General features: G+C 73.2%; 13 protein-coding genes. 5 read left to right on the forward strand and 8 right to left on the reverse strand.

Annotated elements, in window-relative coordinates; genetic code table 11:
• The first annotated feature begins 33 nt into the window (after nucleotides 1-33).
• Both phoH2 and AC3RJ9_RS02290 read left to right on the forward strand, forming a co-directional pair.
• Nucleotides 34-1,482, forward strand: coding sequence for an RNA 5'-3' helicase PhoH2 (gene phoH2 / locus AC3RJ9_RS02285; protein WP_041105009.1), 1,449 nt, complete (start codon nucleotides 34-36; stop codon nucleotides 1,480-1,482).
• A gap of 345 nt (nucleotides 1,483-1,827) precedes the next feature.
• Nucleotides 1,828-2,331, forward strand: a complete 504-nt coding sequence (locus tag AC3RJ9_RS02290) for a prepilin peptidase (protein ID WP_041105007.1) — start codon at nucleotides 1,828-1,830, stop codon at nucleotides 2,329-2,331.
• A gap of 90 nt (nucleotides 2,332-2,421) precedes the next feature.
• Here AC3RJ9_RS02290 and AC3RJ9_RS02295 read toward each other — a convergent pair whose 3' ends face one another.
• Genes AC3RJ9_RS02295 through AC3RJ9_RS02305 form a run of 3 tightly spaced genes read right to left on the reverse strand, consistent with a single transcriptional unit; the run spans nucleotide 2,422 to nucleotide 5,157 of the window.
• Nucleotides 2,422-3,843, reverse strand: coding sequence for a class II fumarate hydratase (locus AC3RJ9_RS02295; protein ID WP_095347539.1), 1,422 nt, complete (start codon nucleotides 3,841-3,843; stop codon nucleotides 2,422-2,424).
• A gap of 55 nt (nucleotides 3,844-3,898) precedes the next feature.
• Nucleotides 3,899-4,570: a carbonic anhydrase gene (locus tag AC3RJ9_RS02300; RefSeq protein WP_002854504.1), complete on the reverse strand. Its 672-nt coding sequence runs from the start codon at nucleotides 4,568-4,570 to the stop codon at nucleotides 3,899-3,901.
• The gene (locus tag AC3RJ9_RS02305) at nucleotides 4,567-5,157 is read right to left on the reverse strand and encodes a DUF4245 domain-containing protein (RefSeq protein ID WP_152743687.1); all 591 of its coding nucleotides are present in this window, start codon (nucleotides 5,155-5,157) and stop codon (nucleotides 4,567-4,569) included. The genes AC3RJ9_RS02300 and AC3RJ9_RS02305 overlap by 4 nt, the downstream gene beginning before the upstream one ends.
• Nucleotides 5,158-5,264: 107 nt before the next feature.
• Between AC3RJ9_RS02305 and glpX the strand changes: the two genes are divergently transcribed.
• On the forward strand, nucleotides 5,265-6,287 hold the full coding sequence (glpX, locus tag AC3RJ9_RS02310) for a class II fructose-bisphosphatase (protein WP_144825398.1): 1,023 nt from the start codon (nucleotides 5,265-5,267) through the stop codon (nucleotides 6,285-6,287).
• A 23-nt stretch (nucleotides 6,288-6,310) separates the two neighbouring features.
• On the opposite strand, the gene manA is transcribed toward glpX, so the two are convergent.
• Nucleotides 6,311-7,555 carry a mannose-6-phosphate isomerase, class I gene (manA, locus tag AC3RJ9_RS02315; protein ID WP_123244300.1) on the reverse strand — a complete coding sequence of 415 codons (1,245 nt, stop codon included), beginning with the start codon at nucleotides 7,553-7,555 and terminating at the stop codon, nucleotides 6,311-6,313.
• A 127-nt stretch (nucleotides 7,556-7,682) separates the two neighbouring features.
• Here manA and AC3RJ9_RS02320 point away from each other — a divergent pair, with 127 nt between their 5' ends.
• Nucleotides 7,683-8,690: an IS481 family transposase gene (locus tag AC3RJ9_RS02320; RefSeq protein ID WP_489727678.1), complete on the forward strand. Its 1,008-nt coding sequence runs from the start codon at nucleotides 7,683-7,685 to the stop codon at nucleotides 8,688-8,690.
• A 28-nt stretch (nucleotides 8,691-8,718) separates the two neighbouring features.
• Here AC3RJ9_RS02320 and AC3RJ9_RS02325 read toward each other — a convergent pair whose 3' ends face one another.
• The 3 genes from AC3RJ9_RS02325 to AC3RJ9_RS02335 are packed head-to-tail and all read right to left on the reverse strand — an operon-like array spanning nucleotide 8,719 to nucleotide 12,091.
• Nucleotides 8,719-10,311, reverse strand: coding sequence for an LCP family protein (locus AC3RJ9_RS02325; RefSeq protein WP_233569949.1), 1,593 nt, complete (start codon nucleotides 10,309-10,311; stop codon nucleotides 8,719-8,721).
• Nucleotides 10,312-10,331: 20 nt separating this feature from the next.
• A complete protein-coding gene (gene purE / locus AC3RJ9_RS02330) occupies nucleotides 10,332-10,889 on the reverse strand; it encodes a 5-(carboxyamino)imidazole ribonucleotide mutase (RefSeq protein WP_002854497.1) in 558 nt (185 codons plus the stop codon).
• Nucleotides 10,886-12,091: a 5-(carboxyamino)imidazole ribonucleotide synthase gene (locus AC3RJ9_RS02335; RefSeq protein ID WP_123244308.1), complete on the reverse strand. Its 1,206-nt coding sequence runs from the start codon at nucleotides 12,089-12,091 to the stop codon at nucleotides 10,886-10,888. The genes purE and AC3RJ9_RS02335 overlap by 4 nt, the downstream gene beginning before the upstream one ends.
• A gap of 162 nt (nucleotides 12,092-12,253) precedes the next feature.
• Between AC3RJ9_RS02335 and AC3RJ9_RS02340 the strand changes: the two genes are divergently transcribed.
• Complete coding sequence (locus AC3RJ9_RS02340; RefSeq protein WP_041104993.1) at nucleotides 12,254-12,814, forward strand: GtrA family protein; 561 nt, start codon at nucleotides 12,254-12,256, stop codon at nucleotides 12,812-12,814.
• Between the two features lie 27 nt (nucleotides 12,815-12,841).
• Here the strand turns inward: AC3RJ9_RS02340 and AC3RJ9_RS02345 are convergent, their stop codons facing one another.
• Nucleotides 12,842-13,465 (reverse strand): hypothetical protein, encoded by a 624-nt coding sequence (locus AC3RJ9_RS02345; RefSeq protein WP_123244309.1) that lies wholly within the window; start codon nucleotides 13,463-13,465, stop codon nucleotides 12,842-12,844.
• Nucleotides 13,466-13,528: the final 63 nt, after the last annotated feature.

Genomic DNA, 13,528 nt, shown 5'->3' on the forward strand with positions numbered 1-13,528 from the left:
CGCCCGCACGGTTCACCGGCACAGGAGGCAGACATGGTGGCAGAGCTCGTGGAGCACGCGCAGACCCGGCAGGAGCCGTCGAGCCGGCCGGGCCAGGCGCGTGCCGAGGCGGGGGCGGCGGAGGCGACCGGCCTGCGGACCTACGTGGTGGACACGTCCGTGCTGCTCTCGGACCCGCGCGCCCTGCTGCACTTCGCCGAGCACGAGGTGGTCCTGCCGCTCGTGGTGGTCTCGGAGCTCGAGGCCAAGCGCGCCGACCCCGACCTCGGCTACTACGCGCGCACGGCCCTGCGCCTGCTCGACGACCTGCGCGGCCGCCACGGCGCGCTGGACCAGCCCGTGCCGATCACCCCCGAGGGCGGCACGCTGCGGATCGAACTGAACCACGTGTCCGTGGACGTGCTGCCCCTGGGCATCCGCGGCACGGACAACGACTCCCGCATCCTCGCCGTCGCGAAGGCGCTCGCGGACGAGGGCGCCACGGTCACGGTCGTGTCCAAGGACCTGCCGATGCGCGTGAAGGCGGCGGCCATGGGCCTCGCCGCGGACGAGTACCGCCACGAGCTCGTGCGTGACTCGGGCTGGCGCGGCACCGTCTCCCTCAGCGTGGCGCAGGAGCGGCTGGACGCCCTCTACGACGACGGCGAGGTCGACCTGGCCGGCGTCCCGCTGGGGACCCTGACCGGCACGGGCGTCGAGACCGGGCCGGAGGAGGCCCCGGCCGAGGCGGACCGTCTGCCGGTCAACACGGGGCTGGTGCTCACCGCGCCCCGGGGCTCCGCCCTGGCCCGGGTCGGCGAGGGCGGCCGAGCCTGCCTGGTGCGCGGGGACCGCGACGTGTTCGGCCTGCACGGCCGTTCCGCCGAGCAGCGGCTGGCCATCGAGCTGCTGACGGATCCGAGCGTGGGCATCGTCTCCCTCGGCGGCCGCGCGGGCACCGGCAAGTCCGCGCTGGCGCTGTGCGCGGGCCTCGACGCCGTGATGGAGCGCCGCGAGCACCGCAGGGTGGTCGTGTTCCGCCCGCTGTACGCCGTCGGCGGCCAGGACCTCGGCTACCTGCCCGGCTCCGAGGGCGACAAGATGGGCCCGTGGGCGCAGGCCGTGTTCGACACCCTGGGTGCGCTGGTCTCCCCGTCCGTGGTGGACGAGGTGGTGGACCGCGGGATGCTGGAGATCCTGCCGCTGACGCACATCCGCGGCCGCTCGCTGCACGATGCGTGGGTGATCGTGGACGAGGCGCAGTCGCTCGAGCGGAACGTGCTGCTCACGGTGCTGAGCCGGATGGGCCGCAACTCGAAGGTCGTGCTGACCCACGACGTCGCCCAGCGGGACAACCTGCGCGTGGGCCGGCACGACGGCATCGCGGCCGTGGTGGAGCGCCTCAAGGGCCACCCGCTGTTCGGACACGTGACGCTGACCCGTTCCGAGCGCTCCCCGATCGCCGCGCTGGTCACGGACCTGCTGGAGGAGGGCCGGGCCTGAGCCGGGCGGCGGGGTCGGTCATGAAAAAGGGGCCGCTGCCGAAGCAGCGGCCCCCGGCGGGGGTGCTCGGCCCCGCGGAGGGGGGGATGGGGGACCGAGGAAGCCCGCCACCATGGCCCCTTTGAAACGGGATTGAGGCCATGGGGTCTGTGTGAGCCCCGTACGTCCATGAGACGGCTGGAAGCTCGTGACTTCACAGTAGACCCACGCGAGGGCTCGTCGCAATGGGCGGCTCCGGTTGCGCTGTGGGCAGAACACCGGGTGGCCGGACCGTGAACGCGAGGTGGCCGGATCGCCCTGTGGACGACGGCCCGGCGGGTGCGCCGCCCGGCCTAGGCTGGGCGCATGAGCGGGGTGGGATGGGCGTGGACGCACGGCGCGCCGGCGACGGCGGTGCTGTGGTCCCTGGGACTGGTGTGGTTCGCGGTGTGCTCGGGCGTGCTCGTGCGCACGGACCTGCGCGAACATCGGCTGCCGAACCGATGGACGCTGCGGCTGGCGCTGGGCGGGTTGGCGATGATGACCGGGGGAGCGCTGCTGGCGGGCCGGGGTGACCTGGCCCTCTGCAGCCTGCTGGGCGGTCTCGGCTACACCGTGGCGATGCTCGCGCTGCACGTGCTCAGCCGCGGCGGCCTCGGGATGGGGGACGTGAAGCTCGCCGGCGGGCTGGGCGTGTACACGGGGGTGCTCGGTCCGACGGCGGTGCTCGCCGCCGGGGTGGGCGCGATCCTGCTCGGCGGCGTCGTGGCGGGGCTGCTGGTCCTCGCGGGCCGGGCGACGGGGCGAACGGCGCTGCCGTTCGGGCCGGCGATGGTGGCGGCGGCCGCCGGAGTGCTGGTGCTGGCGTGAACGACGGACGGCCGCCCTCCGCACGGGAGGACGGCCGCTCGTCGTCGTGGTCCGGGAGGCGGCGTCGCGCCGCTCACCGGATCCGCCGGATCACTCCGGGTGGGTCATGGACATGGTGTCCAGGGCCTTGTCCAGCTGCTCCTCGGTGACCTCGCCGCGCTCGACGTAGCCGAGGTCCACGACGGCCTCACGCACGGTCATCTTGTTCGCGACGGCGTGCTTGGCGATCTTGGCGGCGGCCTCGTAGCCGATCACCTTGTTCAGCGGGGTCACGATGGACGGCGAGGCGCCGGCGAGGAAGGCGCAGCGCTCCTCGTTGGCCTCGATGCCGTCGATCATCTTGTCCGCCATGACGCGCGTCGTGTTGGCCAGCAGGCGGATGGACTCGAGCAGGTTGGCGGCCATCACGGGGATGCCCACGTTGAGCTCGAAGGCGCCGTTGGTGGAGGACAGGGCGACGGTGGTGTCGTTGCCGATCACCTGGGCGCACACCATGATCGCGGCCTCGCAGATCACGGGGTTGACCTTGCCCGGCATGATCGAGGAGCCCGGCTGCAGGTCCGGGATGGCGATCTCGCCGAGGCCGGTGTTCGGGCCGGAGCCCATCCAGCGCAGGTCGTTGTTGATCTTCATGAGCGAGAACGCGATGTTCCGCAGCTGGCCGGAGGCCTCCACGAGGCCGTCACGGTTGGCCTGGGCCTCGAAGTGGTTGCGGGCCTCGGTCAGCGGCAGACCGGTCTCCTCGGCGAGCAGCTCGATCACACGGGCGGAGAAGCCCTTCGGGGTGTTGATGCCGGTGCCCACGGCGGTGCCGCCGAGCGGGACCTCGGCCACGCGCGGCAGCGCGGACTGGATGCGCTCGATGCCGTAGCGGACCTGCGCGGCGTAGCCGCCGAACTCCTGGCCCAGGGTCACCGGGGTGGCGTCCATGAGGTGGGTGCGGCCGGACTTCACGACGCCGGCGAAGGCCTCCGCCTTCTTCTCGAGGGAGACGGCCAGGTGGTCCAGCGCCGGGACGAGGTCGTTCACGAGGGCGGCGGTGACGGCCACGTGCACGGAGGTCGGGAACACGTCGTTCGAGGACTGGGAGGCGTTGACGTGGTCGTTGGGGTGCACCTCGTCCTCGGAGCCGGCCTCCTTCAGTGCGCGGGTGGCGAGGGTGGCGAGCACCTCGTTGGTGTTCATGTTCGAGGAGGTGCCGGAGCCGGTCTGGAACACGTCGATCGGGAACTGGTCGTCGTGGTCGCCGGCGATGACCTGGTCCGCGGCGGCGACGATGGCGTCCGCGCGCTCCTGCGAGATGATGCCCAGCTCGGCGTTCGCCTTGGCCGCGGCCTTCTTGACCTGTGCGAGGGCGTGGATGTGGGCGGGCTCGAGGCCCTTGCCGGAGATCGGGAAGTTCTCCACGGCGCGCTGGGTCTGCGCACGGTAGAGCGCGTTCACCGGCACCTTCACCTCGCCCATGGTGTCGTGCTCGATGCGGAACTGCTGATCGGTGTTCTCTGCGGTCATGGTCACATCCTAGGACGGCGCGGGCGCCCGGTGCCGCACCGGACGCCCGGCGTCGTCAGACCGCCAGGTCGCCGTGCACGCGGCCCGGCCGCGCGGTGCCCTCGGAGAGCGAGTAGGTGAGCCCGACGACGGCGGTGCGCCCCGACTCGACGGCCGCGCGGACGGACTGCGAGGTCTCCAGGAGGTGGTCGCAGGTCTGGTCCACGTGCTCGGCCACGAACTCGTCGACCTCCTCCAGACCGCGGCGGCGCCCGGCCAGCACGGACGGGATGATGCGCTCCACGAGGGGGCGCACGAAGCCGCGCGGCATGGTCCCGGAGATGTAGGACTCGACCGTCGCGGTGACGGCGCCACACGAGTTGTGGCCCAGGACGATGACGAGCGGGATCTCCAGCACGTCCACGCCGTACTCGATGGAGCCCAGCACGGCGTCGTCGATCACGTGGCCGGCCGTGCGCACCACGAACACGTCGCCGAGGCCCAGGTCGAAGATGATCTCCGCCGCAAGCCGCGAGTCGGCGCAGCCGAAGATCACGGCGACCGGGGCCTGGCCGGCGGTCAGGTCGCTGCGCCGCTCCGCGTTCTGGTTCGGGTGGCTCGGCTCGCCCGCCACGAAGCGGCGGTTGCCCTCGGCGAGGACCTCCCACGCCTCCGCGGGGGTCAGGTCGGAGGTGGGGACGACGACGTCGGGGGCCGGCGTCGTCTCGGGGCGGGTATGGGGGGTCATCGTGTCTCCTTCGCGACGCCGTGCGCCAGGTCTTCGAGGACGGCCTGGTCGCCGGTGGTGGTCAGCACCACGGTGCTGCCGTCCACCTCCGCCACGAGCCGTCGCTCCGGCTTCTTCGGATCGGCGTGGAGATCCCACGCGATCCCGTCGATCTCGATCGTCTCCGACGTCGGGACGTGGTCCACCCGCAGGCTCACCCAGGTGGGGTCGACGTCCTCGGCCTGCTGCAGGCCCGCGAATACCGTGTCCGTCACCACCCAGCCGACGTCCCACGTGGAGACGCCGTCCAGCTTCTGCAGGCGGGCGTAGTTGGCGTACCAGGACTCCGGCACCTCGGGCGCCAGGGCCGGCAGGTCGCCGTCGTCGTGGGGGACCGTGGCGGCCTCGGCGGCGACGTCGACGCGGTCCTCACGGGGCCGCTGCGGCGGCTCCGGGTTGAGCAGGAGGACCACGGCCACGATCGCCAGCAGAGCCGCCAGGGAGAGCACCATGGCCATCCACGGCTGCCGGGCCCGCTGCGCCTGCGTGGCGGTCAGGACGGGACGGGGGGCGGGGGCGTGGGGGTCGGCGGAGCTCACGGTCAGCATTGTGCCACCCGCGGGAGGCCGCCCCCGTAGGATGAGGACCGGGGCAGAGCCGCCCTCACGCCCCGTCCCGTGCGGACGGAGCGCCGCGAGCAAGGATCGGAGCAGCGATGACCAGCGCGTCCTCGGAGAAGACCGGCTACGAGAACCACGTCCCGGACCGCAACCTGGCCATGGAGTTGGTGCGGGTGACCGAGGCGGCGGCCATCGCCGCGAGCCCCTGGGTGGGCTACGGGGACAAGAACAAGGCGGACGGCGCCGCGGTGGACGCGATGCGCGCGTTCATGGACACCGTGGCCATGGACGGCACCGTGGTGATCGGCGAGGGCGAGAAGGACGAGGCCCCCATGCTGTTCAACGGCGAGCAGGTCGGCGACGGCTCCGGCGCCGCCGTGGACGTGGCCGTGGACCCGATCGACGGCACCCGCCTGACCGCCATGGGCTACAACAACGCGCTCTCCGTCTTCGCGGTGGCCGAGCGCGGCACCATGTTCGACCCGTCGGCCGTGTTCTACATGGACAAGCTCGTGGTGGGCCCCGAGGCCGCCGACTTCGTGGACATGCGCCTGCCGGTGAAGCAGAACGTGAACCTCGTGGCCAAGGCCCTGGACAAGCCCGTCTCCCAGGTGACCGTGTGCGTGCTGGACCGCCCCCGCCACGAGGGCCTGGTCAAGGAGATCCGCCAGGCCGGCGCCCGGGTGAAGTTCATCCTGGACGGCGACGTCGCCGGCGCCATCGCTGCCGCCCGCCCGGGCACCGGCGTGGACATGATGATGGGCATCGGCGGCACCCCCGAGGGCATCGTCACCGCGTGCGCGATCAAGGCCACCGGCGGCATCATCCAGGGTCGCCTGGCCCCCACCGACGACGCCGAGAAGCAGAAGGCCCTCGACGCCGGCCTCGACCTCGACGCCGTGCTGACCACGAACGAGCTGGTCACCTCCGACCACTGCTACTTCGCGGCCACCGGCATCACCGACGGCGACCTGCTGCGCGGTGTGCGCTTCGCCGACGGCCGCGTGCACACGCAGTCCATCGTGATGCGCTCGTCATCCGGCACGGTCCGCACCGTGGACGCCGACCACGACGTGAAGAAGTGGTCGAAGTGGCTGGAGGACCGCGACGCCCGCTGAGCCTGCGGGCCGGCCTGCCGGGCTCAGCCCCGCGGCAGGCCGGCCACGTGCACCGTCGCCGGGGCGCCGGCCGCGGCGCGGACGGCCAGCGGGCCGGACGCCGTCTCCGCGGCGGGCAGGAACACGGCCTCGCCCGGGCCCAGCTCGATCTCCTGGCCTGCCAGGGCCAGGCTCGCCGTGCCGCGGGTGACCACCGCGATCCCGGGCCCGTGCACGTCGAGCCCGTGGACGGCGTCGTCCTCGAGCGTGGCCTGGAGCAGCTCGAACTCCTCGAACGGCGGGCGGAAGGCCACCACGGAGTCGGCCACGCGCTCGGGCTCGGTGGAGGGCACCGGCAGCGCCTCGAAGGTGACCACGCGGCGCAGCTCGGGCACGTCCACGTGCTTCGGGGTGAGCCCGCCGCGCAGCACGTTGTCCGAGGCCGCCATGACCTCCACGCCCAGCCCGTGCAGGTACGCGTGCACGTTGCCGGCGGGCAGATGGATGGCCTGACCCGGGGCCAGGTCCACGCGGTTGAGCAGGATGGCCACCACCACGCCGGGGTCGTCCGGGTGGTGCTGGGCGACCTCGAGGGCCGTGGCCAGCGAGGGGTCGCGCTCGGCCAGGTCCGGCGCGGCCCGCAGCACGTCCACGACCTGCGCCACGGCGCCGGGAGAGCCCCACACGGAGTCCGGGTCGAGGATCGAGGTGAACGCGTCCTCGAGGTCCCCGGCGGCGAGGGCCTGGCTGATCCGGGCGGCGGCGACGGCGACGGCGGACGTGTCCCCGTCCGCCCGCTCCGTGAGGGCGCGGGCCAGGGCCTCGAAGCTGTCCGAGGAGACCTCGGGGGAGCGGAAGCCGCACATCGCCGAGAAGGGGGTCAGCGCGAGCAGCATCTCCGGCTTGTGGTTCGCGTCCTTGTAGTTGCGCTCCGGGGCGTCGACCGGCACGCCGGCGGCCTCCTCCGCGGCGTATCCCGCGCGGGCCTGCTCCAGGGTGGGGTGCGCCTGGATGGACAGCGGGGCGCCCGCGGCGAGCAGCTTCATGAGGAAGGGCAGACGGCCCTCCGGCGCGGCGGGCCCTAGGCAGCGCTCCGGGTCCGCGGCCACCACCTCGTCCAGGCCGACACGGGCGCCGTCCGCCACGACGGCGACGCACGGGGCGCCCGGATGGTCGCCCAGCCACAGCTCGGCCTCGGGGCGGCCGGTGGGCTCGCGTCCCTGCAGGTCGGCGAGGAGCGTGGGGGAGCCCCAGGCGTAGTCACGGATCACGGGCTTCAGGACGTGCATGCGCCCCAGCCTAGGTGTTGTGGGTCATGAGGTTCTTGCCACGAGGCGCCGGCTGAGATGAGACGAGTGGGCCTCTCCCGCAGGATGGAAGTTCCTCAACAACCCACCTGCCCGAAAAGACCCACTCATGACTCACGCTAACGCACCCCTGACCCCCACCGGCCGTCTCAGGATGGTCCACCGCCACCTGCACGACGGGATCCCACAGGCGCACGTGGCCGCCGAGTTCCGGGTGAGCCGGCCCACGGTGGCCACCTGGGTGGCCCGCTACCGCGCCGAGGGCGAGGCCGGCCTTCAGGACCTGCCCAGCCGGCCGCACCGTTCACCTGCCCAGCTCGATCCGGTCCTGGTCGCCCAGATCCACGCCCTGCGGCGGGAGCGCAAGTGGTCCGCACGGCGCATCCATCACCACCTCGCCTCCGAAGGCCACCAGCTGTGCCTGCGCACCGTGGGGAGGTGGATGCACCGGCTGAGCATCTCCCGGTTGCGAGACCTCGCGCCCACAGGTGAGGACCTGCGCCAACGACCCCAGAAGATCACCGCGAGAGGGCCGGGGCACATGGTGCACCTGGATGTGAAGAAGATCGGGAAGATCCCAGACGGGGGCGGCTGGCGCACCCACGGACGTGAAAGTGAAGCAGGCCGTGCTTCCAAGCGCGGGCCTGGCCGGCGGGTCGGCTACACCTACCTGCACTCGGCGATCGACGGGTACACCCGCCTGGCCTACACCGAGGCGTTGGAGGACGAGCGGGCGGCCACGACCGTGAGCTTCTACTGCCGGGCGCGGGCGTTCTTCGCCGCCCACGGCATCACCGTGGACCGGGTGATCACGGACAACGGGAACAACTATCGGGCTGCGGACTTCACCGCGAAGGTGGTCTCGCTCGGGGGCCGGCATCACCGGATCCGACCCTACACCCCGCGCCATAACGGGAAGGTCGAGCGGTACAACCGGCTGATGGTCGATGAGGTCCTCTACGCCCGCCCCTACACCTCAGAGCAAGCTCGGCGTGAGGCCCTGGCGGTGTGGGTGAACCACTACAACTACCATCGGCCTCATACCTCCTGGGGAGACGCTCCTCCGGCCTCGTTGGCCCCGGCCCGAGTCAACAACGTCATGACCTCTTACACCTAGGTCAGCCCGTCGGCCCGCGCGCCGCGCCTCACGGGGCGGGGACGCACAGCCCGTTCGTCGAGGACGCGTGGTTCAGCACGTCCTCCTGGCCCAGGTCCTCGGCCGTCATCAGGTCCTCGGCGGTGAAGGGCTCGCCGTCGGAGCGGGTCGGCGGGGCCGGCCACGTGGCCGGGTCGTCCTCGTCGACGTCGGGGGCCTGCGTCTCCTGCGCGACGACGGCCAGCACGGTGAGCAGCGGCGTCGCCGAGACCCCGGTCGGCTCCGATCCGGCGGTCACGGACTCATCGGCCAGCATCTCGTCCACGCGGCGGTGGACGAGGTCGTAGTCGGGGTAGGTGGTGAAGTGGGTGCCCGTGTCGCCGAAGTCGGGCGGGCCGATGGTCAGCCGCCGCATCTTCTGGCCGCGCGAGCGCTCGGCGAGGTCGACGAACGTGCCGAGCTGGGACTGCGGCAGGTCGGTGGTCACGATCTGCTGGCCCGCCGCGAGGATCCCCTCGAAGCGGGTGAGCACGGTGGCGGGGCTGAACTGCTCCAGCATCGCCGCCTGCAGGCACTGCTGCCGGCGGATGCGGGCGTAGTCGGTGGACCAGTGCCGGGAGCGGGCGAAGGCGAGCGCGTCGTCGCCGTTGAAGTGGTGGGTGCCCGGCTCCCACCAGATGTTGCCCCAGACGCCGTCGGGCCGGACGCCGCGGTGCACCACGTAGCCGCCGCTGACGACGTCCACCCCGCCCATGGCGTCGATCAGCTGGGCGAAGCCGCCCATGTCCATGAGGGCGTAGCCGGAGACGTCCAGGCCGAGGATGCCGCCGGCGGCGTCCTTCATGGCCTCGGCGCCGGGGTGTTCGGCGTCCGGGTAGAGGTCTGCGTGGTGCTCCTCCACGTCCGTGTAGAGGGCGTTGAGGATGCACTCGTCGCCGCAGTCGAAGCCGTTCGGGTACACGTCCCACAGCGGGGAGCCCTCGACGAACGGCGCGTTCTGGAGGTTGCGGGGCAGGGAGAACATCACGATGGCGCCGGTGCGGGCGTCCACGGAGACCACGTGCATGGAGTCCGGGCGCAGCCCCTGGCGGCCCTCGCCGGCGTCCGCGCCCAGGACCAGGATGTTGTAGCGGCCCTCGGCCTCCGGGACGGCCGGCCCCTCCTGGAAGACCTCGCCGAGCGCCCCGCGGCTCGTGTTCGCCGCCCAGCCGCCGTAGAGCAGGGCGCCGCTGGTGAGCACGAGCGCGAGCGCGGTGACCGCCGCCGTGATCTTCCGCGCGCCGGGGGCGAGCAGGTGCGGCCGGATCAGCCGGAACGTGTCCACCCACAGCACCGCCCAGCCCACCGCCAACGCCGCCAGGACCACCGCCAGCCCGAGCAGCACGCCGTCCCGGGCCATGAGCGAGATCAGGCTCGCGCGGGAGACCAGCCACCACAGCAGCCCGAGGATCAGCACGGCCCACACGGTGACGGTGACCCGCAGCGCCACGCGGCCGAGCCGGCGGCTGCCGGCGACGAGCTGGGCGCCGCCGGGGACCAGCAGGGTCAGGGCGGTGAGGATCAGCGCCCGGCGGGTGCGCTCGGTGGGGGAGGCGACGCGTGGATCTCGGAGCGGGTCGGGCTGCGCGTGACCGGCGGGCACGGATCCGGTGGCGGGCGACATCAGCGGTCGGCGGCCATCCGCTCGCGCAGGCGGGCCCCCTTGGCCCGGGCCTGGGCGTTGAGCTCGTCGGCGTGCTCGGCGAGGGCGGCGCGCAGGCGGTCGCCCTCCGCGGTGTCGGCCGAGGCGAGGATGCGGGCGGCCAGCAGGCCGGCGTTGCGGGCGCCGTCGATGGAGACGGTGGCCACCGGCACACCGGCGGGCATCTGGACGATCGAGAGCAGGGAGTCCATCCCGTCCAGGCTCTTGAGCTTCACGGGCACGCCGATCACGGGCAGGGGGGTGACGGCGGCGAGCATCCCGGGCAGGTGCGCCGCGCCGCCCGCGCCCGCCACGATCACGCGGATGCCGCGCTCGTGCGCGCGGGCGCCGAACTCCACCATCTCGTGGGGCATGCGGTGCGCGGAGACCACGCCGACCTCGACGGGCACGTCGAGCTCGCGCAGGGCCTCGGCGGCCGCGCTCATCACGGGCCAGTCGGAGTCGGAGCCCATCACGACGGAGACGACCGGGGCGTCGTCCTGCAGGGGCTGGGCGGGGGTCTGGGGCGTGGCGGTCATGGGCGGGCCTCCGTCTCGGTGCCGGTGGTGGGGGCGTCGTCGCGCAGCAGTGCGGCGGCGGACTCGGCGGTCCGCACGGCCTCCTCGAGGCTGAGGCCGTGGTCCGCGACGACGTTGACGTGACCGACCTTGCGGCCCGGGCGCACGTCCTTGCCGTAGAGGTGGACCTTGGCCTGCGGGTGGGCGGCGAGGGCCGCGACGCTGCCGGCGTGCAGGTCCTCGCGGGCGCCGCCGAGGACGTTCTTCATCACGACGCCGGCCCCGCGGGGGGCCGTCTCGCCCAGCGGCAGGCCGAGCACGGCGCGGACGTGCTGCTCGAACTGGCCGGTGACGGCGCCGTCCATGGACCAGTGGCCGGAGTTGTGGGGGCGCATGGCCAGCTCGTTCACCTGGAAGCCCGGGCCGACCCCCGGCGTCTCGAACAGCTCGACCGCGAGCATGCCGGTGACGTCCAGCTCCTCGGCGAGGCGGACGGCCGCGGCGGTCGCGGCCGCGGCGACGGCCGGGTCGAGGTCCTGGGCCGGGGCGACCACGAGGTCACACACGCCGGCCACCTGCACCGAGTCGACCACGGGGTAGACGGCCACCTCACCGGAGGGGGTGCGCGCCACCTGCGCGGAGAGCTCACGGGAGAAGGGGACGAGGGCCTCGGCCAGCAGCGGGGCGATGCCGGCGCCGAGCCACGCGGCCAGGGTGCCGTCCGCGGCGGAGGCGCGGGCGTCGTCGGGGTCGTCGAGCTTGAGCACGCCCTTGCCGTCGTAGCCGCCGCGGGCGGTCTTGAGGATCATGGGCCAGCCGTGCTCGTCGCCGAAGGCGAGGACGGCCTCGAGGTCGTCGACCGGCGCCCACGCCGGGTTCGGCAGGCCCAGCCGCTCGACGGCGGCGCGCATGACCAGCTTGTCCTGGGCGTGCTGCAGCGCCTCGGGGCCGGGGCGCACGGCGACGCCGGCCTCCTGCAGGGCCCGCAGGTGCTCGGTGGGCACGTGCTCGTGGTCGAAGGTGACCACGTCCACCGTGGCCGCGAACGCACGCAGGTCCGCCAGGTCCGCGTGGTCGCCGACCACGTGGGGGGCGACCTGGGCCGCTGACGCGTCCGGGGCCTCCGCGAGCACGCGGAAGGGCACGCCGAGCTCCGCGGCGGCGCCCGCCATCATGCGGGCCAGCTGCCCGCCACCGATCACACCGAGTCGAGGGGAAGTCACCCGGACAGGGTAGTCGGACCGGCTGAGAACTCCGTCACGGAGGGGTGGCCGATGCCGGATCCGAGGAGGGCGCGCGCCGGGGGCGCGGCTACAGTGTTCCCCAGCCCTGCGCGGGTCCGCCCCGCGTGCACACCCCCGTCCCGAACCGAGGAGTCCACGCCCATGCTGTCCGATCTCTGGGGCCGCCTGACCGGGATGGTCTCCCTGCTGTGGCGGGAGGTGGCCAAGTTCGGCACCGTCGGTGCGGCCGCGTTCGTGGTGGACTCGCTCGTCTTCTGGTGGATGATGACCGGCCCGCTCGAGGGGTCCAACGTCAAGGCCAAGATCGTGGGCGGCGTCGTCGCCACCCTGTTCAGCTGGGTCGCCAACCGCTACTGGACGTTCCGGGACAAGCGCTCCTCCAACAAGACGCGCGAGCTCGTGATGTTCCTGATCATGAACGCGATCGGGCTGGGCATCCAGGCCGGCTGCGTGGCGATCGCGCAGTACCTGATGGGCGTGACCGACCCGACCGGCCTGTTCATCGCCGGCAACGTGATCGGCCTGTTCTTCGGCACCGTGTTCCGCTACTTCGCCTACCGGTTCTGGGTGTTCAAGGAGAAGCTGGACGTGGAGCCCGGCTTCGCCAACGACCTCGCGATCATCACCGGTCAGATGCCCGTGCTGCGCGAGGACCAGCTGCCTCCGCACGGCCGGCACCGTACCCCCGACGCCGGGGTCTGAGCGTCCCGGCCTGACCCCGCCGCCCCGTCAGGGGCGCACGGTCACCGCCCGGCCCGCGTCCCACGCCTCCAGCGCGGCCCGCACTCCCGCCCACGTCAGGCGGGGGCGCGGGCCGTCGTCGTCCGGGGCGACGTCGGCCCCGGCCGGGATCGACGCGGGCCGCACGTGATCCACGGGGCCGGGCAGGGCATCCGGCTGGGCGCGGATCTCGGCGGCCACGTCCATGACGGCCGGATCGGCGGCCGGGCCGTCGAACTCGGGCTCGAGGCCGCGCGGCAGGGCGACGGCGAACACGGTCACGGACGGGTCCGGCCACGCCTCGGGCCGGTCCGTGAGGACGGCGGCGGGGGAGTCGCCCTCGAGGGCGGGCTCGGCCTCGGCGCAGAGCACGCCGAGGGCGAGGGCGTGGGAGAGCCAGTGGACGGGCAGGTCCAGGGCGACGGCGTCGCCCGCGCCGACGCCCTCGGCGCCGAGCAGGCCCGCGAACTTGGCGGCCCAGTTCACGGTCACGCGGCCCGAGAGCTCGATGCGCTGGTCCACCGCGCCGGGCTCGTCCGGAGCCCCCGGCTCCTGGACGAGCGCGGGCCGCGGGGAGGAGGCGAGGCGGAGCACGAGGGGGCCGGTGGACCGGGGTGCGGAGAGGGAGACCATGGGCCCAGTGTGGCACCCGCTCGGTTTGACTCGGCATGAATCACACCGATGTAATGAACCCGG

Source organism: Micrococcus sp. 63XJN7_6_ISO-PGPR-S23-444 (assembly GCF_058072765.1).